The following is a 22,884-nucleotide window of genomic DNA, read 5'->3' on the forward strand; positions in this document are numbered from 1 at the left end:
CTGCATACGAAGCCAGAGAGGTCTCCTCACGGCACCGGCGTCATCGCCGACGACCGGCTCCGAACCACTCACCGGTCGACAAGATCTTCCCCGCCGTGCACACCCCACCAACTCGGCGCGTACCTGCGCAGCGCCCCCGAGAAGCGGGTCAGCAGCAGCCAGTCGGCGTCGAGGATCAGCGCGGCGTCCTCCGACCGCTCGTCCAGCACCCGGGCCACCGACGCCAGCATCTCCCGCGTCGCCCGGTCGGAGGATTCGTCCTTACGCAGCCGGAAGCCTATGGTGACGTACCGCTCCGGTTCCCACTCCCACATCGAGCCGTCACCATCTTCGACCTCGAAGTAGCCGTGGGACCCGCCGTAGATGCTCACCGTGTAACCGCACCGGTCGCTGAGGTCCGCACTCCACACCCGGGGCCTGCCATCTACCGCCGACTCCTCGGCACCGTCTGGGGCGACGACGCCGGCCAGCACATCGAGAGGAACGTCGCCGGCCAGCGTCAAGCGGTACTCGGTCGCCATGGATAGCCCTTCAGTCTCGTCGCAGGATCTGGATTATCGCCCCGCTGCGCGTCACCGCCACCAGTTCCTTTAACCCTGCGATCGGCCAGTCGTCAAACTGCCTCTGCAACGCCGGGAGATCGCCACGCCAGTCGTGGAGGTTCACCACCACCCGTTGGGTCTGCTCGCTGTCGATCTTGTCGGATACCCCGCTCCACACGCCTCGCACGCTCTTCGCCGGCATCGGGGAGTAACAGTCGAAGACGTGTCCCTCGATCAGGTAGTCGGGATCCTTGCCCGGTTTCCCGGAATCACCGGTACCGAGACGGGCATCAGCGACCTCCTGCCGGGTCGGGTTCTGGTGGAGCCGGTACCCCTCCGCAGCGACGGTATCGGCGCACTGGTTCTCCAGTTCCAGGGAGCGCCGCACGCGTTCGTCCTCCTTCGGAGGAATCCGGGTCCGCCGACCGGTAGGCGCGCCCCCGTGCTCTCCGGTCGGCTTGCGCGTCCACGGCGTCGTCACGCCCCTGCCGGGGGACGGTGTGGGATCCGAGGCAGGGCTGGTCGGTACGGCACCGCCAGCCCCGCTCAGTTTCCCAACTGGCGTGCCTCGGCGATCGCCGCGTCAACCGCCTGGCGGGTGGTGGCGGTGCGCTGAACCAGCATGACGAGCACCTGTTTGATGCTCTCCAGGGCCTGCAGCAGCGGCCCTGGCTGCCCACCCTGCAGAACCCCGACGACAAGCTGCTGCGCCTCACCGACCTGGGTGATCGTGGCGGCAGTCTGGTCACGGATGCCGTCGACCGCACTCTGCACCGGCGTCAGCCCGCTGATCGTCTCCCCCGGACTGGCCTGCTCCGGGACACCAGCGGCCACCTTCGCGGCATCACCGACAGCCCCGGCGAGACCACCCAGTCCACCCCGGACGGTGGCGATGGCTCCGCGAACCCGCGCCACACCGGCGGCGACCGCGGCGAACCCGGCACCCGCCGCGCGCAGCGCGATCTCCTGCGCCTGCTGATCAGCGGCGGCAGCCAGGGCCTGGGCACGTTCGACCCCGGCGGCCAGCGTACGTAGCTCCGTAGTGATCTTCTCGACGTGCGACACGCTGCCGGATTCCTCCACCTGACGACGAGAGCTCAGGAGGTCGAACCTACCGGCACGGCACCGACGTCACCAGACGTCGCGGAGGAGTAAGCGATCAGTGGTCGCGGCCGAGGAGGCGGTAAAAGGAGAGAGCGATGAGACGGCGGAAGATCGCGGTCATCGGGGCGATTCAGCCCCACCGTGGTGTCGGGCGGGCCAGCCGAGGAACCGGTCAAACAGGCCTTTGACATCGCCGCCGGTGCTCGGATCGAGCTGGTGAAGGTCGTCGATGGCTTCATAGAGCAGGCCGGCCAGGTATAGGAAGAGACCGACTGTGTTGTCGCGGTACTCGGCGACCAGTACGAGCCGCGCCCGTCCGCAGGGCCAGGGCTGCCCGCAGCGGCGACACAGCCAGAGCGGACGCAACGGCAGATGCTCCGCCGGCACGGGCCGGTGCTGCTCGGCAGCACCGGTTCCGTCCGTACTCATCGGCGGCGGCACTTCCGTGCCTGTTGCTCGAACAAGACCCGCCAGACGTGCGTCAACAGCGGCGGGTCGGCCGAGCCCGGTCCCACCGCCGCCGGGACCACCGCTGCGCGGTCTGTCGCCAGCTCGCCGGTCACGGCGTACCGCGACACGTACACGGTCATGGCCGACCCCCGGCCGATGCCGGCATCGGTGCGAGGTGGGCTTGCCGGCGTACCGGCAAGCCCACCGCCGTCGGCCGGCGGTGGGGAGCAGACCGCCGGTCACCCGCCCACGCAGCCCTGCTGGCGGTACGCGAACGGGGAGTCACCCGTGCGGTCGACGGAGTGCCCGGCGCGAGCACTTGCCGGTGCGTCGGGTCGCGTTCCGACCTGTCGCCGATCGACACGTCCATCTGGATCTCCCTGCCGTGAAGCTGCCGCTGGCCCACCGGCGCGCCGTTGGAGATCGGGCGCGCCGGCACATCCAGGCTCGCTTGGGCCGTGCACGGACGGAATGTCTCGCCGGTGCACCGGCGGTGCACCTGTGGTCACCGCGTGTGCGGCTACCATCACGTCCACCGGTGACTGTCCGTTCCGGAAGGACGTGCGATGGCTACGGTGACGACCTGGACCGGCCAGGATGCGAACGCGCTGCGCAAGGCGTTGCGGATGAGCGTGACCGCCTTCGCCGAGCACCTCGGCGCGGCGCGGCGGACCGTGGCCAAGTGGAGCAGCCAGGGCGACAAGGTGCTCCCCCGTGCGGACATGCAGGCCGCGCTGGACACCGTGCTGTCCCGCGCCACACCTGAGGTACGGGAACGCTTCGATGCGTTGCGCGCGGCCGGCACCGACGGTGCACTTGTAGGTGCGGGTGGCCCGGACACCGGCCGGGATGCGGATACTGGCGACAACGGTGACGGCGACTCAGGTTCGGATGGTGACGTGCGGCGCAGGCAGCTTCTACGCGGAGCGGCGGTTGGCGTCGCCGCCGCGCCCAACGTGGCGTTGCTGCTCGACGCCCTCGTCGCGCCAGCGCACCCCGACGGTGCGGCACTGTCCGTACCGCAGCTGTCCCGGGCTGTCGCCGGTGCCAAGATCGACTATCAGGCGTGCCGGTACGCGCACGTACTCGATCGGCTGGTGGCGTTACTGCCGTCCCTCGATGCGGTGAGGTCCGGTGTAGCGGGCGAACACTGCTCGCAGGTCGAGGTGCTGGCCGCCGAGCTGTACCACGTCGCCGGGAGCGTCCTACTCAAGGTTGGCGATCAGGGGATGGCCCTGGTAGCGGCCGAACGGAGCAACCGGGCCGCGGCCAAGAGCCAGAACCCGGTGGCGATCGCCGCGAGCGCCCGGATCATGACCCACGCGCTCATGGGCAACGGCCACGACGCCCAAGCGGTGGCCCTCGCCGGCAACGCCGCTGATTCGCTCGACCGGGACACCCGCCTCGCGTCGTCCGATGCGGTGGCCGTCTACGGCGCTCTCGTCCTTCGGGGGGCCATCGCCGCCGCCCGCCGGGACGACCGGGGCACCGCGCACGCGCTGCTCGATGAGGCAACCCGCGCCGCGACCCGACTCGGCTACGACGGCAACGATCGGTGGACCGGCTTCGGCGCCGCCAATGTCCTACTGCACCGGGTCAACATCGCGCTGACCCTCGGCGACGCCGGAACAGCCATCGCGATCGCCCGCACCGTGCCGCTGGACAAGGTGACCCTGGCCGAGCGCCGGGCGTCTCTGTATGTCGACGTGGCACGCGCCTACACGCAGTGGGGACGCTACGAGCGTGGCCTCAGCGCGCTGCGCACCGCGTACGAGGTGGCACCCGAGGAGATCCGCTGCCGGCCGGCGGTCCAGCGCATCGCTGGCGACCTCGCCATGCTCGCCACGGGGTCGGTTCGCACCGCCGCTGCCGGCTTCGCCCGCAACGCCGGGATCCGGCTATGACCGGCGGTCACCTCCAGATCGTCGTCTGCGGTGCGGGGCCCGCCGCAGACGTAATCCAGCTCGTCAAGGCCGCCCAGAGGCGATCCTGGACAGCGGCGGTCACGGCCACACCGAGCGCGATGGACTTCATCGACCCGCAGCCGATCGAGAGCCTCACTGGTCATCCGGTGCGGTCGACCTACCAGTCGTCGCCCGGAACCCGCCGGTCGCTTCCCGCCACCAACGCCCTGGTCATCGCCCCCGCGACCTACAACTCGATCAACAAGATCGCCCTCGGCCTGGCCGACAACTACGCCATGACCTCGGTCGCCGAGCTGATCGGCAGGCAGGTGCCGACCGTCATCGTCCCGTTCGTCAACGCCGCCCTCGCCGCCCGGGCACCGTTCCGGCACGCCGTGGCCAGCCTCCGTGGCGAAGGGGTACGCGTCCTGCTCGGCCCCGAAGACCAGTGGGAACCGCACCCGCCCGGCAGCGGCAACGAGCGGCAGGAAGCCTTCCCCTGGACGGTGGCTTTCGAGACAGCCGCCCAGCTCGCCCACGGATCTCGACCGGCCGCTTCCGGCCACGCCTGACCGCAAACGAGTCAGCCACCGTGTCGCGCCAGGCCGGCGCGTCTCGCCGCTAGCGTTGAAAGCCGTGGACCGAATCGCCATCATCGGCTGCGGTGGCAGCGGCAAATCCACCGTCGCCCGGCAACTCGCGCAGATCCTCGACGCACCGCTCATCCACCTCGACACGCTCTACTACGACAAGCAGTGGAATCCCGTACCCAAGGACGAGCTCGCCGCCCAGCAGGAGAAACTCATCACCGGCGAGCGGTGGATCATCGAAGGCAACTACGCCGGCACCCTGCCGATCCGGCTCGCCGCCGCCGACACCGTGATCTTTCTCGACCTGCCAGCCAGGACATGCCTGTGGGGCATCGCCGAACGCCGGTGGCGCTACCACGGCGGCCAACACCCCACCGACGGCGTCTACGACCGGATCACCTGGAGCTTTGTCCGCTACATCCTCGGCTACCGGCACACCATGCGCCCCCGCGTCCGTCACCTGCTCCAGGAACATGGAGCGAAGGTCCGGCTCATCACTGTCACCAGCCGGCGGCACACCAACCGGTTCATCGACCGAATCAAACGGGAGACAAATCGGTGACCTGACCCCGGACGTCGACGAGGACCCGAGCGCGTCCAACCGACGCCAACAGGTCCAACGGCTCCCGAGCACCCACCGAGCCACCACCACCGGCCAGCAGGCACGAAAAAGGCCCCGACCCAGTGTGAAACACCAGGTCAGGGCCTTGATCGTTGGTGCGCCGCCAGGGACTCGAACCCCGAACCCGCGGATTAAGAGTCCGCTGCTCTGCCAGTTGAGCTAGCGGCGCTCGCTGGCAACGGGGAAAACCTTAACACGCCCCTGCCGGGGGGCTCCAATCAGATCCACCTCCCCCGGCCGGCCTCATCCGTTCAACGGACTCCCGGGCGGAAACCCGGCAGAGTTCCCAGGGGGGACAGAAATTCCTGGCGTGGATCGGGCACGATGTGCTCCGAGCATGCGAGCGAAACTGAGGTGGGGATGGGCAAGGTCACGGGGACCTGGGCGGCTGCTGTCGCCCTGGCGACGTTGGTGCCGTTGGGTCTGACCGGGTGCGGCACCGAGCCGCGCTTCGTGAGCAGCGATTCGTCCGGCAGTCCGAGCAGTCCGAGCGCCGTTCCGCCGACTGAGCCGCTGAGCCTCGCCATCACCCCGGGGACCGGCGGCACGAAGTTGCCGGTCAGTACGGAGATCGGCACCACCGTCACCGGTGGAAAGGTCACCGACGTCACACTGACCGTGGACGGCGGCGGGAAGGTCACCGGCTCGATGCGGGAGGATGGCTCGGCCTGGGTGCCGGACAGTCCCCTCAAGTACTCGAAGAGCTACACGGCCAGCGTCACCGCGACCAGCCCGGGCGGCCAGACGGAGACGAAGACGACCTCCTTCACCACGATGGCCAAGCCCGGTAAGCAGATCGGCTCGGGGCTCTACCTGTTCGACGACAAGACGTACGGCGTGGCGATGCCGGTGGTGGTGGAGTTCTCTCCCGGCATTCCGACCAAGGACCGGGCTGCCGTTCAGAAGCGGATGTTCGTGAAGTCCGACCCACCGCAGCCGGGCACCTGGCACTGGGTGAGCAACGGCACCCAGGCCTACTACCGGGCACCGGAGTACTGGCAGCCGGATACGAAGCTGACCGTACGGATCGCGCTGGAGGGTATTCCGCTCAGCAATGGCCGGTACGGCAACGTCGACCGGAAGGCCACCGGCAAGATCGGCAGCCGGTTCGAGATGAAGGTCGACAACTCCACCAAGCAGATGTCGGTCTACGAGAACGGCAACCTGATCAAGACGATGCCGGTGAGTCTGGGCAAGAAGAGCACTCCCTCCTCCAGCGGCACGATGGTGGTCATGGAGAAGAAGGCAGCAACGGTATTCGACACCCGGGACGACCCGAATCCGGCGAACCGCTATGTCACCGACATCCAGTTCGCACAGCGTCTGACCTGGGGCGGCGAGTACATTCATGCCGCACCGTGGTCGGTGGGTGACCAGGGGCGACGCAACGTCTCCCACGGCTGCGTCAACGTCTCCACGGCCAATGCACAGTGGCTGTTCAACAAGACCAAGGTCGGCGACCCGATCACCGTCAAGGGCACCGAACGCAAGCTGGCATCCGGCAACGGTTGGACGGCGTGGGATCTGTCCTGGGAGGAGTTCGTCAAGGGCAGCGCGCTGCCCGTACCCGCCGAACTGGGTGCCCCGGCTGCCGCCCCCACGACCACTCCGGCTAGCTGAGCAGTAATACCATGGCCTGTCCGGTTGGGAGCTTTTTCCGCCGGACAGGCCATTTCACTAGCGACCAATAACGCTTATCCGATATGTCCGTCTAATCTCGGCCGGTGTTCTTGTTCACGGCCGGCAACCGAGATTTGCCGTGGCGCGTCATTGAGAGACGATGGGTCACGGCAACCGGGACTGTGGGGGAAACATGCGAGTGAGTCGAAACCAATCGGTGCGGCATGACTCGAGGAGGCGCACCCGAACACTGGTGGCGGCTTTCCTGGCCGGTGCGGTGGCACTGACCTCCGCCGCCTGCAGCAGTGACGGCGGCTCCTCACCGGCTTGGCGCGGCGGTGGCGACGGCGACAGCAAGACGTCCGCCTCCGCGACGATCACCACCCCGGCGGCGGACGCCAAGGACGTACCGGCGTCGACCGAGATCGGCTTCACCGTCCAGGACGCCACCAACCCGGCCGTCGAACTGAAGGACGCGACCGGCAAGGCCGTCGAGGGCAAGCTGAATCCGGACGGCAAGACCTGGCTACCCAACGGTCAACTCCAGTACGGCACGACGTACACCGCGACGGTGACCGCGACCGGCAGCGACGGCAAACCGACGACGGCGACCAGCACCTTCACCACGATGGCCAAGCCTGCCAACCAGGTACGGGTGACCAGTTTCCTCGGTGACGGTGCCGTGGTGGGGGTCGGCATGCCGCTGCGGCTCAGCTTCAGCCGGGCGATCCCGGAGAAGTACCGCGCCGACGTGCAGCGCCGGCTGATGGTGCAGGCCACCCCGGCCCAGGAGGGCATCTGGCACTGGATCAAGCCGACCGAGGTGCACTACCGGCCGAAGACCTTCTGGGAGGCGAACACCAAGCTGTCGTACAAGGCTCAGGTCGGCGGTCTGCCGATGGGCGAGGGCTGGTACGGGCGTTCCGACCTCACCGTCGACCTCAAGGTCGGTTCTTCGGTGATCATGGTCGTGGACAACAAGACCAAGCAGATGACGGTCACCAAGGACGGCAAGGTCATCAAGACCATCCCGATCAGCCTCGGCAAGGCCAGCACACCGTCCTCCAGCGGCACGATGGTGATCATCGAGAAGTTGAAGAAGACCGTCTTCAACACGATGGACGACCCCAACCCGGCAAACCGCTACATCACTGACATCGAGTACGCCCAGCGCATGACCTGGGGCGGCGAGTTCATCCACGCCGCACCCTGGTCCGTGGGCGACCAGGGCCGACGCAACGTCTCCCACGGCTGTGTCAACATGTCGACCGCCAACGCCGCGTGGTTGTTCAACCAGACCCGGGTCGGTGACCCGATCACGGTCAAGGGCACCGAGCGGAAGCTGCAGAACGGTAACGGCTGGACCGACTGGAACATGAGCTGGGAAGAGTACGTCAAGGGCAGCGCGATCCCGTACGAGGCTCCGACGGACGCCCCCGACACGGACCCCTCGGGCGACCCGCCCAGCTCGCCCACCGCCTGATCATCCCGTCCACCGGAGGCCCGCCCGGCAACATCGGGGCGGGCCTCCGGTGTTACCGGGTACGGACGCACCGCTCATCTCACCGGAGGCCCCGGTCCCCCAAATAGTGATCAGCCCCCCTCGGATCCGAGGGGGGCTGATCACTATTTGGGGTGACTGAAGGGATTTGAACCCTCGACACCCGGGACCACAACCCGGTGCTCTGCCAACTGAGCTACAGCCACCATGTCGACCTACCCGGAACTTTGCCCTCCGGGCGGGTGCCGACCAATGATAGCCACAACCCTGCCCCCCGCGTCGAGCGGGTTACCCCCAACCGCGCGCTACAGCTCGGCCGCGATGGCCTTGGCGGTCTCGACGTCCGGACCGGGCAACGGCACGAAGACGGTCCGTCGGTAGTACTCCAACTCCCGGATGCTCTCCCGGATGTCCGACAACGCCCGGTGCGCCAGTCCCTTGGCCGGTTGCCCGAAGTAGACCCGGGGGTACCACCGACGGCACAGTTCCTTGATCGACGACACGTCGATCATGCGGTAGTGCAGGTGCGCATCCAGCCGGGGCATGTCCCGGGCCAGGAAACCCCGGTCGGTGGCGATGGAGTTGCCACACAGCGGCGCGCTGCGCGGATCCTTGACGAAGCTGGTGACATAGTCGAGAACCATGTCCTCCGCCTCGGTCAGGGTGACCGTCGAACGGCGCACCTCCTCGGTCAGCCCGGATCGCTCGTGCATCGTCCGCACGATCTCCGGCATCCCGGCCAGCACCTCGTCGTCGGCGTGGATGACGACGTCGACGCCCTCACCGAGCACGTTGAGATCGGGATCCGTGACCAGGGCGGCAACTTCGATCAGTGCGTCTTTGCCGAGATCAAGCCCGGTCATCTCACAGTCGATCCAGACAAGAAGATCAGCCACTGACACAGACTACGCGCAGCCCAGCACCCCGCGCCTCAGCACAGCGGCCATAACCGACCGCTAGGGTTTCCCCGTGCCAGCAGATCCAGCCGCGCCCCCTGTCACCGCCGAGGACGATCCCGGCGGTAGTACGGCACGTCGACTTGTCGGCGTGGTCGCCCTGGCCGCCCTGATGCCGCTGCTGTACCTGATCGTCAATCCGCACAACTTCTTCGATCTCCGGATCTACATGAGCGCGATGCGCTGGTGGGCGGAGGGCAACCCGCTCTACGACTACGCGCAGGCCGATCGGGTGCAGGGTGAGCTCTACTTCACGTATCCGCCACTGACCGCCCTGCTGCTACGACCGTTCGCCGACCTCCCGCTCGGCCTCACCATCGCGATCTTCACCATCCTCACGGTCGTCGCGGTCGTGGTGACCACCAAGTGGCTGCTCGCCCCGGTGGCCGACCGGCACGACGTGTCCCGTTGGCTCGTCGTGGGGTTGGCCGTACCGCTCGTGTTCGCGGTGGAGAGCACCCGGGAGACCATCACCTTCGGTCAGATCAACATGCTGCTGGTGGTGCTGATCCTGGCCGACCTGCTGTTCGCCGTACCCCGTGGGTCACGCTGGGCCGGCGTCGGCATCGGGCTGGCGACGGCGCTGAAGCTGTTCCCGGGCATCTTCATCGTCTATCTGCTGGCCTGCCGGCGGTGGCGGGCCGCCGTGGCCGCCAGCGCCACGGCGGCCGTCGCGACCCTGCTGGCCGGGGCGGTCGCGCCCGGCGACTCCTGGCGGTTCTGGACGCACGAACTGTGGGCCACGGACCGGGTCGGGCGGACCGACTACACCGGCAACCAGTCGCTGTTCGGACTGCTGAGCAGGTTCTCCACACCGGACAAGCCGCATCAGCTGCTGTGGCTGGCGCTGGTGGCGATCATCGCCGGATACGGGCTGTGGCGGGCCGCCCGGGCGGCTCGCGAAGGCGACGAACTCGCCGGCCTGACCTTGACCGGGCTGGTCGGTGCACTGGCCAGCCCGATCAGCTGGACGCACCACGTCTACTGGTTCATCCCGGCGGTGGTGGTGCTGGCCGACGCCGGGCTGGGAACGCCGTCGACGGGACTGAACGGTCGCGGGCAGGGCCGCCGGAAACCGCTGCTGGCCCTCGCCATCGGGGTGTACGTCTGCGTCGTGTACGGGGTGGTCTCGTTCTACGACTGGGGTGTGGCCACCGAGCGGACCAACTCCCCGATCGAGTTCCTCCTGCGCAACGTGTACGTGCTGCTGGCGGTGTTGTTACTGGTGGTGCTACCCACCCGCCGCCCGGTGACGACCGTCCCGACGACACGCTGAGCCACAGACGACACGCTGAGCAGCCGATGCGACGTGGTCGGAAGGTCCACACGGCGGCCGGGCCGGGCGGGTACCGGACCGGCGGAGCTGCGGCGACACGGACCGATCACGACCACGGACCCACCACGAACATGGATCAATCGCGACCATGGATCCATCACGACCACGGAACTGCCGCGTCACGGAACCGCCGCGACATGTCCCCGGTAGCCAAACTTGCACTAAATGGACAGATCTATCCAGTCTCCCTAATGCCGGGTAATCTATCGCCAACAACGCAGCGTTCCTTCGGTCCACCGATCCCCCGGTGAGAGTGGCCCTCCGCTTCGGCAGCGCGGAGGGCCACTCGCCGTGACCGGGAACCTCCATCAGCCCATGGGTTCACGTCCGTCGCCAGGCAACGTCATCACCCTCAGGCGGTATCGCTCTCAGCCGGCTTCGCCCTCAGGCGGCTCGCCCTCAGCCGGCACCGCCCGCCCTCAGGCACCCGTCGCCGCATCCCATTTTGCGCTGTTCCGCCGCCGAGTCGCATCGGCCATGCTCTCCGACAGCGCGTTGCCGACCTCGTTCGCAGGGCCTGCATCGTCTGTCTCGTCGGGCGGCGCGTCGACCACCGTGCCCTGCCGGGCAGGCATGTTCTCCCCCGACGCCGCACGGGGCACCATCGTCTCGGAAGCCCCTGCCCCACCTGCGGCCTTGCAGCCCCTCGGCCGGTTGACCGTCGCACGGCCGATGGCCTCCCTACCGGACCGGCTGGGCACGACCAGGCCGGCCTGTCCGGGCAGGGGTGCCGGCCAGGTGAGAGCCAGCGTGACCGGCGGCCGACCACCGTGACTCGGATCGTCGACCGCCAGATGGGACGGTGCCAGGTCCGCCAGCGTCGCCGGCCGGGAGGGGGCCACCAGATCCGCCGATCGAACCAGCCGGGAGGGTACGGTCTCCAGCGACTCCACCGGCCAGGCCGGGACCGCCCGATCGACCGGCTCGGACCCGCTCTCCACGTCCTCCGACACCGACTGGTCGACGGGCCCTGACCCGTCCACCGAACTCGACGCTGCGGCTCCGGCCACCGGCCCGGAATCGGCTGGCTGCTCGACTGGCCGCTCAGCCGGCTGCTCGACCGGCGTCGGGTCGCTGTCGGCCGACACCGGTTCGTCCGTGCGCTGCTTACCTGGTCGACCGAGATCGTTCAACGAGGACACCCCCACCCGGGCAGCCAGCACCGGCACCTGGCTGGGCTCGACCACGAAGATCACCTCGCGGGGACGCACCGGCCAGACCAGGCTCGCCACGCCCAGCAGGCTCAGCACGACGCCACCGGCCAGCAGGCCCCAGGCGGTCGGGTCGAGCCAGCCCGCACCCACCTCGGCCCGCACGTCCGCCTTGATCCCGGCCTCGGCGTCGGTACGCATGATCACCAGGCTGAGTTGCCGCCCCCGTACGTCGGCGGGGTTCAGGTCGAGCATCCCGTAGCCCTCGCTGTGCCAGAAGGACTGCGCCAACGGGGCGGCCAGTCGTGGCCCGGGAAGCTGGGTGGTGCCCGGTCCCGGCAGACTGGCCTGCACCGGCATCGCCGGCTTCAGCCGTACCGGTAGCGGGCCTTTCGTCACCGCCACCCGGTCGACCGTGACGTACGGCACCTGCGCGAGGTAGCCGGCCACCTCGGCGGCGGGGGCGAGACCGATGAAGGCGGGCCCCTCGTCGTGCCGTACGGCGATCCGCAACCGGGTCTTGCCGGTGGCGATGAAGGGGATGTCCCGGTCCAGCAGCGCGTCCAGGTCGGGCACGACGACCGCGTGTCCCGGCGTGTTCACCTTTTCCAGGCTCGCACTGAACGTCCCGCTCGCGTCACGGTGCTGTAGCACCATCCACAGTGCCCCGCCGACGAGTAGCCCTGGCAGTCCGATTGTCAGCAGCAGTATTCCGGTGATCGTGCGCGCGAACCGCATCCGCGTCTTCCCCTCCTGGTCGCAGTACCTCGACGACCATACAGAGCGAAACGGACCAAACACGGATTATTCAGTAAGAGTAAGACTCAAAACGGCAGTGGCCCGCCGACACGTCGGCGGGCCACTGCCGGGGCGGAGGAGATCAGGCAACGGGCGGTTTCGCCGCCCCCGATCGGGTACGGGCGAACGCCAGCCCGCCGAGCAGCAGACCGGCCAGCCCGGCCACCAGGCCCGCGATGCCCAACCCCAGCGCCACCGAACTGTCGCCGCCATCCGTGTCCGCCTTCGCCACCGGCGCGGGCGAGGAGGAGTCCGAGGTGGCGGTGGTGTTCGCCGCCGGGGCCAGCTTCAGCACCGGCGCCGGCTGAGCGGACTCCTCCCCACCGGTCGGCTCCTCGATCCAGCGCACCACACTGCCGTCGGAATAGGTCTGGAGGGTCTTGAAGACGATCTTGTCCGCCTTCGGCAGCGGCCCCATCGAGACCGGGAACTCCTGGAACTCTCCCGGCTTGATCGCGGCATCCGGGTCGGTTGTCGTCCAGGTGATCTTCGATACCGCCTCGGTGACCTGACTGCCGTGCACCTCCAGTGGCGGATCGACCTTGCGTTTCTCGACCGCCACACTCCAGCCTGGTACGGGCATGGTGGTCACCGAGGCGATCGGGGCATCCGCGGGCAGGTTGACCTCCACCTTCGTGGTGGACGCGGTGTCGCTCTCGGTCGGCACCCGGAAGGCCAACCGGGCGTAGCCGCCCTGGGTCGCCTCACTCGGGTTGACCGACACGTGTGCCGACGCGGGCGCGGCGAAGCCGAGCACGCCGGTGGCGACAGCACCGAGGGCGAGGACGACCGCGGCGGTCGCGGTACGACGGAGACGGGTCATTGCAGACCTTCCTCTGCTACTTGACGGGTACGGTGGCGGTCACCGTGGCCTGGTCGATGTCGGACGTCCGGATGGTGAACCGCATCTGCCACTCGCCGGGTGCGGGCAGGCTGATCTCACCGGTGGCATGGTTGTCGGTGAGGGGCAGCAGCGGAATCTCGATCGGTTCGATCCCCTGCGCCGGCAGTGCCGCGGTGGCCCGCCACTCGACCACCGGCAGCGGCTTGCGGTCCGGGGTGAAGACATCAATGTGGATCGTGTTGTTGCCCCGGGCGGCCGGATCCACCACCAGCTCCAGCGTGTAGATGTTGCTGGTCAGCGTCGTGGCGTAGAAGGCGGCGGTCGCACCGGGGGCATTCGCGTCGACGGTACGGGCCGGCGTGGTCTGCACCAGCACCGCCGCCACCGCGACGATCACCGCGCCGATGCCCAACTCGACCCAGACCGCCCGCCGCATCCGGCCCGGCTGCTCGGCGGCCGTCCGGCGCTGCACCATCCTCCGGGCGTACGCCGCCACCGCGATCACCACCGCGAAGAGTCCCACCTTGGCCAGCAGCAGCCAGCCGTACCGGGTGGACACCAGGGCGCCGGGGGTACCGATCTCGATCAACGCCTGGACGGTGCCGGCCAGCACCAGCGCGGACACGGCTGCCGTCGCCCACCGGGACCAGACCGGCAGGATCGCCTCCAACTCCCGGTCGTCGGCCTGGCGCAGCAGTACGGCGACCAGCATGGTCAGGCCGCCGAGCCAGAGGGCCACACCGCCGAGATGGACCGCGTCGACGACCACCGACACCGCCGGCACCGGTGACGCGGCCGGGTGCCCGGCGATGGGCCAGGTCAGCAGGGCGGCACCGCCGAGGATGGCCAGCAGCACCCCGTCGGCCCGGCGGGCCGGTCCGGTCAGCAGTGGTCGCAGGATGATGCCGGCGGCCACCAGGATGCCCAGCCGTACCAGATGGGCTGCGCCGAACGTGCTGCCGAGCACGTCACCCAGCTCGGTCCCGCCGACGCTGAACAGGCCACCGCCGGTGGTGTAGGGCACCTGTAGCCACAGCCCGGCCAGGGTGGCGAACGCGACCAGTCCCACCCCGGTCCAGGCCAGCTGGGCCGGCCGGCGGCGGGACAGCCGCTGGGGCCAGAGCAGGCTGAGCACCAGCACCGGGCCGACGAGCAGGACCAGGCCGGCGTACCCGAGGTACTTGACCACCGGGACCGCCACCGCAACCACCCGGTTGACCTCGTCGCCTCCCTCACCCGCCGCCGTCGGCGGAGTCGACGGTGCCCCGACCGAGTAGGTGTAGCCGCCGGCCACCGGGTGGCTGTCCGCGGAGATCACCCGGTAGCTCACCAGGTATGTGCCACGTGGACCGGTCGGGTCGACGGGGATCTTGACCACCGCGCCGTTGAACGTCGGCTCCCCCCGGTCCACCCGGTTCCCGTCCGGGCCGAGCACCCGGATCTTGCCGGGCACCTTGCGTACCGGCTCGGTGAAGGTGAGCACCACCTCGGTGGGCGCGCTGGCCAGCACCGTGTCGGGAATCGGGCTGCTACTGGCCAACACCGCATGGGCACTGGCCGGGACACCGGCACCGAGCAGCAGGGCCAGCGCCGTCACCAGGAGGCCGAGGGTCGCGGCGGCGCGCGCCGCCCAGCGATGCTTCGCGACAGTCATGCAGGACATGCTGGCCGAAGCACGGGCCGCCGCGCGACCTCGGCTCACCCTCGACCGGCCGGCACCACGGCGGACACCGACGGGTCGATTCGCCTACTGACCCGGCCCAGCGCCCAGAGCAGTCCGGCCTGCACGACCGCGGCCAGGTGTCCGATCTCGTGGACCAGTGCCGTCGTCGAGTTGGCGATGTCGATCACGCTGGTTCCGGCCAGGCAGATCGCCAGTACGAAGGCGACCGGCACGAACGCCTGGGCCCGTTCCGGTCGGTAGGCGGCCAGTACGAAACCGACCGCCAACGCCACGTCGAACGAGGCCATCTCGCGACTCGTGTGCGGATCGGCCGCCACCCCCAGCCCGGCGAGGAGGATGGGCAGCGCGACGGCGAGTTGCGCGACCGCCGCAACCGCCACCGCGACCCGCAGGATCTGCCGGCGGCCGTACGCCGTGGCCGCCCGGCGCTGCCGCTCGGCGGCTGCCGCCCTGGGGTCGGCGGCGACCGCCGCCAGTACCGTGGCGGTCAGATCGGGCACGTCCGCGACCCGTACCCGAACCAGCCGGGTGACCTGTTCGGCCCGGGCCAGCCAGTTCCGACATCCCGAGCAGGTCGTCAGGTGGCCGTCCAGTACCGTCGCCGGCGCCTGCGGGTCCTCCCCGTCCAGTCGAGCCGACAATGCGATTCGCACCTTGTCGCAGGTCATGTATGGATAGTCGGCGGGCGGGCCGGAAAAGTTCCGTCCGGGGGCGGGCGTTTCGTGAACCCGCCGTTGCTGGCCGGGCGGGCCGCGTACCCTGGGTTGCCGTGATCCCCGCCCAGCGTGACTCCGTGGCCGGTACGGCCGACGCGACCACCTCCGCGTTGGAGACTGCCACCCACTGGGCGCTGGCTGCCCGTAACGGGGATCCGGTGGCGCAGGCGGCCTTCGTCCGGGCCACCCAGGCGGAGGTGTGGCGGTTCGCCGCCGCACTGGTCGACCCGGACAGTGCCGACGATCTGACCCAGGAGACCTATCTTCGGGCGTTTCGGGCGTTACCCTCTTTCGAGGGGCGATCCAGTGCCCGTACCTGGCTACTCGGCATCGCCCGGCGGGCCTGCGCCGACCACCTGCGCGTCGTGGTACGACGACGGCGGCTCGACGCACGGCTGGCGGCGAACGCGCACACCGACCACCCCTACCCCGACCCGGCCGGGCAGTTCGGTGTCGCCGACCTGCTGCGCCGGCTGCCCACCGAGCGCCGGGGAGCATTCGTGCTCACCCAGGTACTGGGGTTGTCCTACGCGGAGGCCGCCGCCGTGGAGGGGGTACCGGTGGGAACAATCCGGTCCCGGGTGGCCCGGGCCCGTGCCGACCTGGTCGAAGCAGTCGGCGACGCCCTGGCCAGCTGACCCGGCGCCCGCCGAACCACCCGATCGCCCCGCCGGGTCCGCCAGGTCCGCCAGGCCGACTAGTTTAGCCGCTTTCGTCGGTTTCGCCGTTGGGATGGGTCAGCCGGCCCGATAAGCAAGGGCCACTCGACCCGGACGGTACGGGACGACTGGCCCGACCACGGGGCACAACGGAACCGGCACAGTGAAAGTGAGACCTGGCACAGCCGGAACTTCCAAGGGGGGTCGGTACGACCAATGGCCGTGACTCTCACCACCGGCATCCGCCCACGCTGGCGTATCGCGCAACCCTGGATCGGTCTGGCAGCCCGTCTCGGGTTGGCCGCCGTGTGGATCGTCGCGGGCGGCTCGAAGGTCAGTGACCTCGCCGCCTCGGGTTATGCAGTCAACGCCTACCAGGTCATGCCGTACGACCTGGCGATGGTGATCGGCGCAGCGCTGCCGTTCGTGGAGCTCGCCCTCGGGGTGCTGCTGCTCGTCGGACTGGCCACCCGACTGTCGGCGGTTTTCTCCGCAGCACTGCTGGTCGTCTTCATCGCCGGGATCATCTCTGCCTGGGCCCGGGGCCTGAACATCGACTGCGGGTGCTTCGGTGGCGGCGGCGAACTGGCTGCCGGGCAGAGTCCCACCTACGGAACGGAGATCCTCCGGGACGTGGGCTTCCTGGTTCTGGCGGGGATCCTGCTGATCTGGCCCCGCACACCGCTGTCCGTCGACACCTGGCTGGCGGGTGGAACACTCCCAGAGGAGAACAATGAGCAGTCGTAAGGGGCAGCGCGCCGCCGCCCGGGTGGTACGTGAGCAGATGGCCCGGGAACGTCGCCGGCAACGCACCCTGTGGACCTCGGTGATCGCGGTGGCGGCGCTGGTCATCGCCGGCCTGGTCGGCTGGGGCATCTACGCCAGCCAGAAGAACGGCGACTACACCGCCCCGCAGGGCGCCACCTCCGACGGGACCGGCATCATTGTGGGCTCCGGCCCGGTCACCATCGACGTCTACGAGGACTTCATCTGCCCGGCCTGTGGACAGTTCGAGAAGCAGATCGGTGGCACGTTGGACCAGCTCGTCTCCGAGGGCAAGGCGAAGGTCATCTACCGACCGGTCGCCTTCCTCGACCGCTTCTCGACCACCGAGTACTCGACCCGGTCGTCCGCCGCGTCCGGCTGCGCCGCCGAGGGTGGCAAGTTCCGCGAGTACGCCAAGGCGCTGTTCGACCGGCAGCCGCCCGAGGGCGGGCCGGGTCTGAGCAACGACGAGCTGATCAGCATCGGCACCGGTGTCGGGCTGGACCAGGACAGCTTCGGTTCCTGCGTCCGGGACGGAAAGTACAAGTCGTGGACCCGGCACGTCACCGAGGGCGCGGCCAAGGCGAACGTCAACGCCACCCCGACCGTCCTGGTCGACGGCAAAGAGGTGCAGAGCAGCGCCGAGGCCATCACGGCGGCTGTGGCAGCGGCAGGCAAATGACCTCACGCGGTGCGGCGATCTCGGCCGGCGGTCCGGGCAGGACCGTCGGCCGGGTCGTGTCCGCCGTCGTCGCCGCTCTCGTCGGGGCGCTGACCTTCGCCACCCCGGCGTGGGCCCACGGTGCCGACGCGCCGAACGGCACCGACTACCGCACCGAGGTACGGGAGGTGACGCCGGCCGTACCCGAGCTCACCGTCCGGGTCATCGAGGCCGGTGCCCGGCTGGAACTCGTCAACCGGACCGGCCGCACGATCGAGGTGCTCGGCTACTCCGGTGAGCCGTACCTGGCGGTCCGACCGGACGGGGTGTACGAGAACGTCAACTCCCCGGCGACCTACCTGAACCGTACGCTGGCCGGGGACACCACCCTGCCGGCCAACGCCAATCCGGCGACCGCCCCCTCGTGGCAACGGGTCTCCACCGAACCGGTGGCTCGCTGGCACGACCAGCGCACCCAGTGGCGGGAGGCTGGCCTCCCCCGAGCCGCCCAGGTCGACCCGGGCCGGGAACACCGGATCCGAGACTGGGCGGTGCCGTTGCGCGACGGTACGAGCGCCCTGGAGATCCGGGGCACCCTGGACTGGGTGCCGCCACCGAGCCCGCTGCTCTGGTGGGCGATCACCCTGCTGTTGGCCGTCCTGGTGGCGGCCCTGGGCCGGGCGACCATGGGCCCGACGACGCCGGTCCCGGCATCCGGCCCGGTGACGGACCCCGTCACTCCGGGCGAAGAGACCGGGCTCAGCCGCACGGGCACGATCGCCCTGGCGGTGCTCTCCGCCATCGGGGGTGTCGCGGCGATCTCCTTCGCCGTCGCGCGCGAGTTCGACGCCGGTGCCACCGGCTTCGGTGACCTGCTCCAGGGGCTGCTGACCGGGCAGATCTGGGCGGTCCTGACCGGGCTCGGTGCGCTGGCCGCCGGGGCGTACGCCCTGGCCCGAAGGCCGGCAGCCGACTTCGCCCTGGCCCTGGCCGGTGCCTGTCTGGCCCTGTTCGCCGGGGTCACCAACGCGGCGGCCTTCGCCCGCTCCATCGTCCCGGTGCCCTGGCCGGCGACCCCGGCCCGGTTCGTGGTGGCACTGACCATCGTGACCGGTGCCGGGGTGGGTCTCGCCGGCGTCCTGCGGCTGCGCGCCGCCGGCCGGGCCGGTGCGGCGGGCATCGCGTCGACCGGCACCGGAGATCCGACTCCCGCCGGCCAGGAAAGTCCTGTTCCCGCTGGTCAGCAGGATCCGGCCGAGCCGGACGCCGCCGGGCGACCCGGCGGTTGACCGGTCCCGTCCCCAGCGGCCGTTCTCGCAGCGGCGGCCGTCTCCCCAGGAGCCGTCTTCGCAGCGGCCGTCTCCCCAGCGGCGGCCTTCGCGACGGCGGTCTTCGGGTCGAAGCCGTGGGGCAGTTCGAGCCGGTGCCGGGCCAGCAGTACGTCGTCGGTCAACAGATCGATCGTCGACCCGTCGGCGACGATCCGTCCCTGGTCCAGGATCACCGCCCGGTCACACAACTCCAGCGCGTACGGCAGATCGTGGGTGACCATCAGCAGGGTCACCGGCAGCCCGCGCAGGATCCCGGCCAGCTCACGGCGTGCCGCCGGGTCGAGGTTGGACGACGGCTCGTCCAGCACCAGGATCTCCGGGTGCATCGCCAGTACGGTGGCCACCGCGACCCGCCGACGCTGACCGAAGGACAGGTGGTGCGGAGCCCGGTCGCGGTGCTCGCTCATGCCGACCGCCGCCAGCGCCTCGTCCACCCGGACGGCCAGCTCAGCTCCCCGTAGCCCGAGGTTGGCCGGGCCGAACGCCACGTCCTCGGCGACCGTGGGCAGGAAGAGCTGGTCGTCGGGGTCCTGGAAGACGATGCCGACCCGTCGCCGGATCTCGGCCAGCCGGCCCCGGTCCCGGTCGATGGTCAGGCCGCCGACCTCGATCGTCCCCGTGACCGGGGTGAGGATCCCATTGAGGTGCAGCACCAGGGTGGTCTTACCGGCGCCGTTGGGCCCCAGCAGGGCCACCCGGCCGCCACGCGGCACGGTCAGGTCCACCCCGTGCAGGGCGACCCGGCCGTCCGGGTAGGCGAAGTGCACCCCACGCACGTCCAGCGAGGGGCTCTCCACGTACCCGATCATGACAGGCCGACCGCGACGGCGGCGATGGTGGCGGCGCAGGCTGGCACGGACGCGGCGGTCAACCACTGGCCGGCGGTGGCCGCCCCGGCGGCCTGCCAGACCGCCGGCATGCGGCCCTGGTAGCCCCGGGAGACCATCGCCAGGTAGACCCGCTCCCCCCGTTCGAAGGCCCGTAGGAACAATGCACCCACGCCGGCCGCGAAGCCGCGCAGCTGCCACAGAAACCTGGGATCGTCACCGCGGGAGATCCGCGCCACCCGCATCCGGCGGGCCTCGCCGACCAGCACGTCGAGGTAGCGCAGCATGAACGTGGCGATCTGGGTGAGGATCTGCGGGCAACGCAGCCGGTCCAGGCCGACGATCAGGTCACGCATCGTCGTGGTCGCCGCCAGCAGCAACGACGCCAGTACGCCGAGCGTGCCCTTGGCCAGGATGTTCCAGCCTCCGTAGAGCCCGTCGACGGACAGGTGCAGTCCCAGCCAGGTGACCTGTTCACCGGTGCCGAGGAACGGCAGGGCGAACGCGAAGAACACGAACGGCAACTCGATCAGTGCACGGGTGGCCAGCCAGCGGGCGCTCACCCGGGCCAGGCCCGCCACCACGACGACGAGCAGGGCGTACCCGCCGAAGGCCCACAGCGCCTCCCGTGGGGTGGCGACCACGGCGAGGGTGAACGCCACCATCGCCGTGATCTTCACCTCGGGCGGGAGCCGGTGTACGGGTGATGCCCGGTCCAGGTAGAGGACGTGCGCATGCCCGGCACCCACGGCAGACCTCCTAACCCGCCGAGTCGGTGGGCGTACCCGCACCGGTCCCGGCGGTGGGTGTACCGGCACCGGCGGTGGGCGTACCGGCACCGGTCCCGGTGGTGGGCCGCCGCCGGACCAGCCAGAACGCCCCGACACCGACGCCGAAGGTCAGCAGTATGCCGGCCACCCCGGACAACCCGGTCGACAGGTACGCGTTGTCGATGCCCTTCACCCCGTAGTCGGCCAGTGGCAGGTCGGCGAGTTCGTGGTCCTTGGCCGCCCGGGCCGGACAGTCACCGCCGGTGATGTTGTCCTCGGCGTCGAAGGTGCAGCCCCTACGCAGCGACGAGTCCAGACCGTCGGGGTGCGGTGAGGCGAAGTTGCTGACCACTCCGGCCAGCAGCAGGGCGACGAGGAGTCCGCCGACGATGAATCCCCAGGAACGCTTCGTCACCGGGCACCTCCCTGGGTCCGGGCCGGTACGGACGCAGCCGCCGGCACAGGCCGGAAGGCGCGCAGGGCGTAGACCAGGTCGGGGCGTACCTTCGCCACGGTGGCCACGGTGGTGGCCGCGATCAGTCCCTCACCGATGCCGATCAGCAGGTGCACGCCGGCCATCGTGCCGGCGAGTCCACCGAGGGTGTTGCCGACGTCCGTGGTGCCGCCGAGCCAGTACTGGAGGATGAACCCCTGCGAGGCGATCACGACGCTGACCACCGAGGCGACGAACGCCGCGATGGCCACCCCGGTCGGGGTACGGGGCAGGATCCGTACCAGTAGTGCGATCAGCAGGTACGCGGCGGCCGTACCGAAGATCGCCATGTTGGTGATGTTCAGCCCCAGCATCGCGACCCCGCCGTCACCGAACACCAGTGACTGGACCACCAGCACCACCGCCACGCAGAGCGCGCCGACCCAGGGGCCGACCAGGGCCGCCGCCAGCGCACCGCCGAGCAGGTGGCCGCTGACCGCGCCGGTGAAGATCGGAAAGTTGAGCATCTGTACGGCGAAGATGAACGCCGCGACCAGACCGGCCATGGGTGCCAGCCGGTCATCCAGGTCGTTGCGGCCCCGGATCACGCACAGGGCGAGCACCACCAGGGCGAACACCGCGAACGCCGCAGCGACCGGACCGTCGATGATCCCGTTCGAGATGTGCATCGCGAGGTTTTCCACTACACCTCCCCACATCGCCTACGGCGGGTCGTCCCCTGCCGAGAACGATCAGCGTATTTATCGATGGGTACTGTTGCCAATAGTTGGCAGCATGTCGCCCAACCGGACATCGGCGGCATGCGGTGGGGTCGGCGCTCCGCCCGGACCACGGCCCGCCGTCGGCGGTAGGGTCACAACCATGACCGCGCCCACCCGCCTCACGCCCGGCGACACCGCGCCGGACTTCACCCTGTCCACCGATTCCGGCGACCCGCTCTCGCTGAAGGACCTGCGTGGCCGCAAGGTCGTGCTCTACGCCTACCCCGCCGCGATGACGCCCGGCTGCACCAAGCAGGCCTGCGACTTCCGTGACTCACTGGCCTCGTTGCAGGCCGCCGGCTACGAGGTGGTCGGGATCTCCCCCGACACGCCGGCGAAGCTCGCCAAGTTCCGCGAGCACGACGCGATCACCTTCCCGCTCGTCTCGGACACCGACAAGGCGGTACTCACCGCGTACGGCGCGTACGGCGAGAAGCAGCTGTACGGCAAGACGGTCACCGGGGTCATCCGCTCGACCTTCGTCATCGACGCCGACGGCAAGATCGAGAAGGCGATGTACAACGTCAAGGCCACCGGACACGTCGCCAAACTGCGCCGGGATCTCGGTCTGGACTGAGGAAACGACCACCCGGTAAGTCACGGCACCGTATCGAACGTACTTCGACAGGGCGGCGGGCTTAACAGCACCGCAGCACGACGCTCTAGACTCGTGGTGCCAGCGGGAGTGGTGTAATGGCAGCCACGCAGGATTTAGGTTCCTGTGCCTTCGGGCGTGGGGGTTCGACTCCCCCCTCCCGCACAATCACGTCGGTACGACCGGCCGCCGGTCACCGACTGTTAGCACTGTCACGATGACCTGCTGACATTCGGCAGCGCT

The 22,884-nt window shown here is 69.6% G+C and carries 24 protein-coding genes, 3 tRNA genes and 1 pseudogene; 12 read left to right on the plus strand and 16 right to left on the minus strand.

What is annotated here, in order from left to right; translation table 11 throughout:
* Positions 1-68 precede the first annotated feature (68 nt).
* The 5 genes from ACFQ4H_RS07380 to amcA form a co-directional block, all read right to left on the minus strand.
* Positions 69-521: a SitI3 family protein gene (locus tag ACFQ4H_RS07380; RefSeq protein ID WP_377568374.1), complete on the minus strand. Its 453-nt coding sequence runs from the start codon at positions 519-521 to the stop codon at positions 69-71.
* Between the two features lie 10 nt (positions 522-531).
* Positions 532-930: a CdiA C-terminal domain-containing protein gene (locus ACFQ4H_RS07385; protein ID WP_377568377.1), complete on the minus strand. Its 399-nt coding sequence runs from the start codon at positions 928-930 to the stop codon at positions 532-534.
* 158 nt (positions 931-1,088) lie between these two features.
* A complete protein-coding gene (locus ACFQ4H_RS07390; protein ID WP_377568637.1) occupies positions 1,089-1,607 on the minus strand; it encodes a DUF6244 family protein in 519 nt (172 codons plus the stop codon).
* Positions 1,608-1,763: 156 nt separating this feature from the next.
* Positions 1,764-2,075, minus strand: coding sequence for a hypothetical protein (locus ACFQ4H_RS07395; RefSeq protein WP_377568380.1), 312 nt, complete (start codon positions 2,073-2,075; stop codon positions 1,764-1,766).
* A complete protein-coding gene (gene amcA / locus ACFQ4H_RS07400; protein WP_377568382.1) occupies positions 2,072-2,236 on the minus strand; it encodes a multiple cyclophane-containing RiPP AmcA in 165 nt (54 codons plus the stop codon). Before amcA ends, ACFQ4H_RS07395 begins: the two co-directional genes overlap by 4 nt.
* 426 nt (positions 2,237-2,662) lie before the next feature.
* On the opposite strand from amcA, the gene ACFQ4H_RS07405 reads away from it, so the two are divergent.
* The 3 genes from ACFQ4H_RS07405 (at position 2,663) to ACFQ4H_RS07415 (ending at position 5,152) form a co-directional block, all read left to right on the plus strand.
* Positions 2,663-4,000: a hypothetical protein gene (locus tag ACFQ4H_RS07405; protein WP_377568385.1), complete on the plus strand. Its 1,338-nt coding sequence runs from the start codon at positions 2,663-2,665 to the stop codon at positions 3,998-4,000.
* Positions 3,997-4,572, plus strand: coding sequence for a flavoprotein (locus ACFQ4H_RS07410; RefSeq protein WP_377568387.1), 576 nt, complete (start codon positions 3,997-3,999; stop codon positions 4,570-4,572). The genes ACFQ4H_RS07405 and ACFQ4H_RS07410 overlap by 4 nt, the downstream gene beginning before the upstream one ends.
* A 64-nt stretch (positions 4,573-4,636) precedes the next feature.
* On the plus strand, positions 4,637-5,152 hold the full coding sequence (locus ACFQ4H_RS07415) for a P-loop NTPase family protein (protein WP_377568390.1): 516 nt from the start codon (positions 4,637-4,639) through the stop codon (positions 5,150-5,152).
* A gap of 153 nt (positions 5,153-5,305) precedes the next feature.
* On the opposite strand, the gene ACFQ4H_RS07420 is transcribed toward ACFQ4H_RS07415, so the two are convergent.
* Positions 5,306-5,381 (minus strand) — tRNA-Lys (locus ACFQ4H_RS07420).
* A 191-nt stretch (positions 5,382-5,572) separates the two neighbouring features.
* On the opposite strand from ACFQ4H_RS07420, the gene ACFQ4H_RS07425 reads away from it, so the two are divergent.
* Complete coding sequence (locus ACFQ4H_RS07425; protein WP_377568392.1) at positions 5,573-6,832, plus strand: L,D-transpeptidase; 1,260 nt, start codon at positions 5,573-5,575, stop codon at positions 6,830-6,832.
* Between the two features lie 193 nt (positions 6,833-7,025).
* Entirely contained in the window at positions 7,026-8,315 is a 1,290-nt protein-coding gene (locus ACFQ4H_RS07430) for a L,D-transpeptidase (RefSeq protein ID WP_377568394.1), read from the plus strand.
* 148 nt (positions 8,316-8,463) lie between these two features.
* On the opposite strand, the gene ACFQ4H_RS07435 is transcribed toward ACFQ4H_RS07430, so the two are convergent.
* Together ACFQ4H_RS07435 and orn are read right to left on the minus strand one after the other, a co-directional pair.
* Positions 8,464-8,539 (minus strand) — tRNA-His (locus tag ACFQ4H_RS07435).
* Positions 8,540-8,638: 99 nt separating this feature from the next.
* Positions 8,639-9,235 (minus strand): oligoribonuclease, encoded by a 597-nt coding sequence (gene orn, locus ACFQ4H_RS07440; RefSeq protein ID WP_377568397.1) that lies wholly within the window; start codon positions 9,233-9,235, stop codon positions 8,639-8,641.
* A 67-nt stretch (positions 9,236-9,302) separates the two neighbouring features.
* On the opposite strand from orn, the gene ACFQ4H_RS07445 reads away from it, so the two are divergent.
* Positions 9,303-10,565, plus strand: a complete 1,263-nt coding sequence (locus tag ACFQ4H_RS07445; RefSeq protein WP_377568400.1) for a glycosyltransferase 87 family protein — start codon at positions 9,303-9,305, stop codon at positions 10,563-10,565.
* Positions 10,566-11,044: 479 nt separating this feature from the next.
* Here ACFQ4H_RS07445 and ACFQ4H_RS07450 read toward each other — a convergent pair whose 3' ends face one another.
* The 4 genes from ACFQ4H_RS07450 to ACFQ4H_RS07465 all read right to left on the minus strand — a co-directional run bounded on the left by ACFQ4H_RS07450 (position 11,045) and on the right by ACFQ4H_RS07465 (position 15,770).
* Positions 11,045-12,514 (minus strand): hypothetical protein, encoded by a 1,470-nt coding sequence (locus ACFQ4H_RS07450; RefSeq protein WP_377568403.1) that lies wholly within the window; start codon positions 12,512-12,514, stop codon positions 11,045-11,047.
* Positions 12,515-12,656: 142 nt separating this feature from the next.
* Complete coding sequence (locus tag ACFQ4H_RS07455; protein WP_377568406.1) at positions 12,657-13,397, minus strand: YcnI family copper-binding membrane protein; 741 nt, start codon at positions 13,395-13,397, stop codon at positions 12,657-12,659.
* Between the two features lie 16 nt (positions 13,398-13,413).
* The gene (locus tag ACFQ4H_RS07460) at positions 13,414-15,081 is read right to left on the minus strand and encodes a copper resistance CopC/CopD family protein (RefSeq protein ID WP_377568410.1); all 1,668 of its coding nucleotides are present in this window, start codon (positions 15,079-15,081) and stop codon (positions 13,414-13,416) included.
* A gap of 35 nt (positions 15,082-15,116) precedes the next feature.
* Entirely contained in the window at positions 15,117-15,770 is a 654-nt protein-coding gene (locus tag ACFQ4H_RS07465) for a zf-HC2 domain-containing protein (RefSeq protein WP_377568413.1), read from the minus strand.
* A gap of 101 nt (positions 15,771-15,871) precedes the next feature.
* On the opposite strand from ACFQ4H_RS07465, the gene ACFQ4H_RS07470 reads away from it, so the two are divergent.
* The 4 genes from ACFQ4H_RS07470 (at position 15,872) to ACFQ4H_RS07485 (ending at position 19,192) form a co-directional block, all read left to right on the plus strand.
* The gene (locus ACFQ4H_RS07470; protein ID WP_377568416.1) at positions 15,872-16,456 is read left to right on the plus strand and encodes a sigma-70 family RNA polymerase sigma factor; all 585 of its coding nucleotides are present in this window, start codon (positions 15,872-15,874) and stop codon (positions 16,454-16,456) included.
* A gap of 243 nt (positions 16,457-16,699) precedes the next feature.
* Entirely contained in the window at positions 16,700-17,224 is a 525-nt protein-coding gene (locus tag ACFQ4H_RS07475) for a MauE/DoxX family redox-associated membrane protein (protein ID WP_377568419.1), read from the plus strand.
* The gene (locus ACFQ4H_RS07480) at positions 17,211-17,924 is read left to right on the plus strand and encodes a DsbA family protein (RefSeq protein WP_377568421.1); all 714 of its coding nucleotides are present in this window, start codon (positions 17,211-17,213) and stop codon (positions 17,922-17,924) included. Before ACFQ4H_RS07475 ends, ACFQ4H_RS07480 begins: the two co-directional genes overlap by 14 nt.
* Complete coding sequence (locus tag ACFQ4H_RS07485; protein ID WP_377568424.1) at positions 17,921-19,192, plus strand: hypothetical protein; 1,272 nt, start codon at positions 17,921-17,923, stop codon at positions 19,190-19,192. Before ACFQ4H_RS07480 ends, ACFQ4H_RS07485 begins: the two co-directional genes overlap by 4 nt.
* A 101-nt stretch (positions 19,193-19,293) precedes the next feature.
* On the opposite strand, the pseudogene ACFQ4H_RS07490 reads toward ACFQ4H_RS07485, so the two are convergent.
* The 4 genes and pseudogenes from ACFQ4H_RS07490 to ACFQ4H_RS07505 form a co-directional block, all read right to left on the minus strand.
* A pseudogene (locus tag ACFQ4H_RS07490) lies at positions 19,294-20,043 on the minus strand (energy-coupling factor ABC transporter ATP-binding protein); the annotation flags it as partial.
* Positions 20,040-20,810: a cobalt ECF transporter T component CbiQ gene (gene cbiQ, locus ACFQ4H_RS07495; protein ID WP_377568427.1), complete on the minus strand. Its 771-nt coding sequence runs from the start codon at positions 20,808-20,810 to the stop codon at positions 20,040-20,042. The pseudogene ACFQ4H_RS07490 and the gene cbiQ, both read right to left, overlap by 4 nt.
* A 10-nt stretch (positions 20,811-20,820) precedes the next feature.
* The gene (locus ACFQ4H_RS07500) at positions 20,821-21,246 is read right to left on the minus strand and encodes a PDGLE domain-containing protein (protein ID WP_377568430.1); all 426 of its coding nucleotides are present in this window, start codon (positions 21,244-21,246) and stop codon (positions 20,821-20,823) included.
* Positions 21,243-21,968 carry an energy-coupling factor ABC transporter permease gene (locus ACFQ4H_RS07505; RefSeq protein WP_377568432.1) on the minus strand — a complete coding sequence of 242 codons (726 nt, stop codon included), beginning with the start codon at positions 21,966-21,968 and terminating at the stop codon, positions 21,243-21,245. The genes ACFQ4H_RS07500 and ACFQ4H_RS07505 overlap by 4 nt, the downstream gene beginning before the upstream one ends.
* A 178-nt stretch (positions 21,969-22,146) precedes the next feature.
* Here ACFQ4H_RS07505 and bcp point away from each other — a divergent pair, with 178 nt between their 5' ends.
* Together bcp and ACFQ4H_RS07515 are read left to right on the plus strand one after the other, a co-directional pair.
* Positions 22,147-22,623 carry a thioredoxin-dependent thiol peroxidase gene (gene bcp, locus ACFQ4H_RS07510; protein WP_377568434.1) on the plus strand — a complete coding sequence of 159 codons (477 nt, stop codon included), beginning with the start codon at positions 22,147-22,149 and terminating at the stop codon, positions 22,621-22,623.
* Positions 22,624-22,725: 102 nt separating this feature from the next.
* Positions 22,726-22,806 (plus strand) — tRNA-Leu (locus tag ACFQ4H_RS07515).
* The last annotated feature ends 78 nt before the right edge of the window (positions 22,807-22,884 follow it).

This window comes from Micromonospora sonneratiae (assembly GCF_042679305.1).
GTDB lineage: Bacteria > Actinomycetota > Actinomycetes > Mycobacteriales > Micromonosporaceae > Micromonospora_H > Micromonospora_H sonneratiae.

What these genes read in the sequence shown, in the direction of transcription:
- ACFQ4H_RS07480 (WP_377568421.1), top strand. Translation starts at nt 17,211, where the DNA reads ATGAGCAGTCGTAAGGGGCAGCGCGCCGCCGCCCGGGTGGTACGTGAG.
- ACFQ4H_RS07455 (WP_377568406.1), bottom strand. Translation starts at nt 13,397, where the DNA reads ATGACCCGTCTCCGTCGTACCGCGACCGCCGCGGTCGTCCTCGCCCTC.
- ACFQ4H_RS07430 (WP_377568394.1), top strand. Translation starts at nt 7,026, where the DNA reads ATGCGAGTGAGTCGAAACCAATCGGTGCGGCATGACTCGAGGAGGCGC.
- ACFQ4H_RS07425 (WP_377568392.1), top strand. Translation starts at nt 5,573, where the DNA reads ATGGGCAAGGTCACGGGGACCTGGGCGGCTGCTGTCGCCCTGGCGACG.
- ACFQ4H_RS07485 (WP_377568424.1), top strand. Translation starts at nt 17,921, where the DNA reads ATGACCTCACGCGGTGCGGCGATCTCGGCCGGCGGTCCGGGCAGGACC.
- ACFQ4H_RS07395 (WP_377568380.1), bottom strand. Translation starts at nt 2,075, where the DNA reads ATGAGTACGGACGGAACCGGTGCTGCCGAGCAGCACCGGCCCGTGCCG.
- ACFQ4H_RS07405 (WP_377568385.1), top strand. Translation starts at nt 2,663, where the DNA reads ATGGCTACGGTGACGACCTGGACCGGCCAGGATGCGAACGCGCTGCGC.
- ACFQ4H_RS07380 (WP_377568374.1), bottom strand. Translation starts at nt 521, where the DNA reads ATGGCGACCGAGTACCGCTTGACGCTGGCCGGCGACGTTCCTCTCGAT.
- bcp (WP_377568434.1), top strand. Translation starts at nt 22,147, where the DNA reads ATGACCGCGCCCACCCGCCTCACGCCCGGCGACACCGCGCCGGACTTC.
- amcA (WP_377568382.1), bottom strand. Translation starts at nt 2,236, where the DNA reads ATGACCGTGTACGTGTCGCGGTACGCCGTGACCGGCGAGCTGGCGACA.
- ACFQ4H_RS07410 (WP_377568387.1), top strand. Translation starts at nt 3,997, where the DNA reads ATGACCGGCGGTCACCTCCAGATCGTCGTCTGCGGTGCGGGGCCCGCC.
- ACFQ4H_RS07450 (WP_377568403.1), bottom strand. Translation starts at nt 12,514, where the DNA reads ATGCGGTTCGCGCGCACGATCACCGGAATACTGCTGCTGACAATCGGA.
- ACFQ4H_RS07460 (WP_377568410.1), bottom strand. Translation starts at nt 15,081, where the DNA reads ATGTCCTGCATGACTGTCGCGAAGCATCGCTGGGCGGCGCGCGCCGCC.
- ACFQ4H_RS07465 (WP_377568413.1), bottom strand. Translation starts at nt 15,770, where the DNA reads ATGACCTGCGACAAGGTGCGAATCGCATTGTCGGCTCGACTGGACGGG.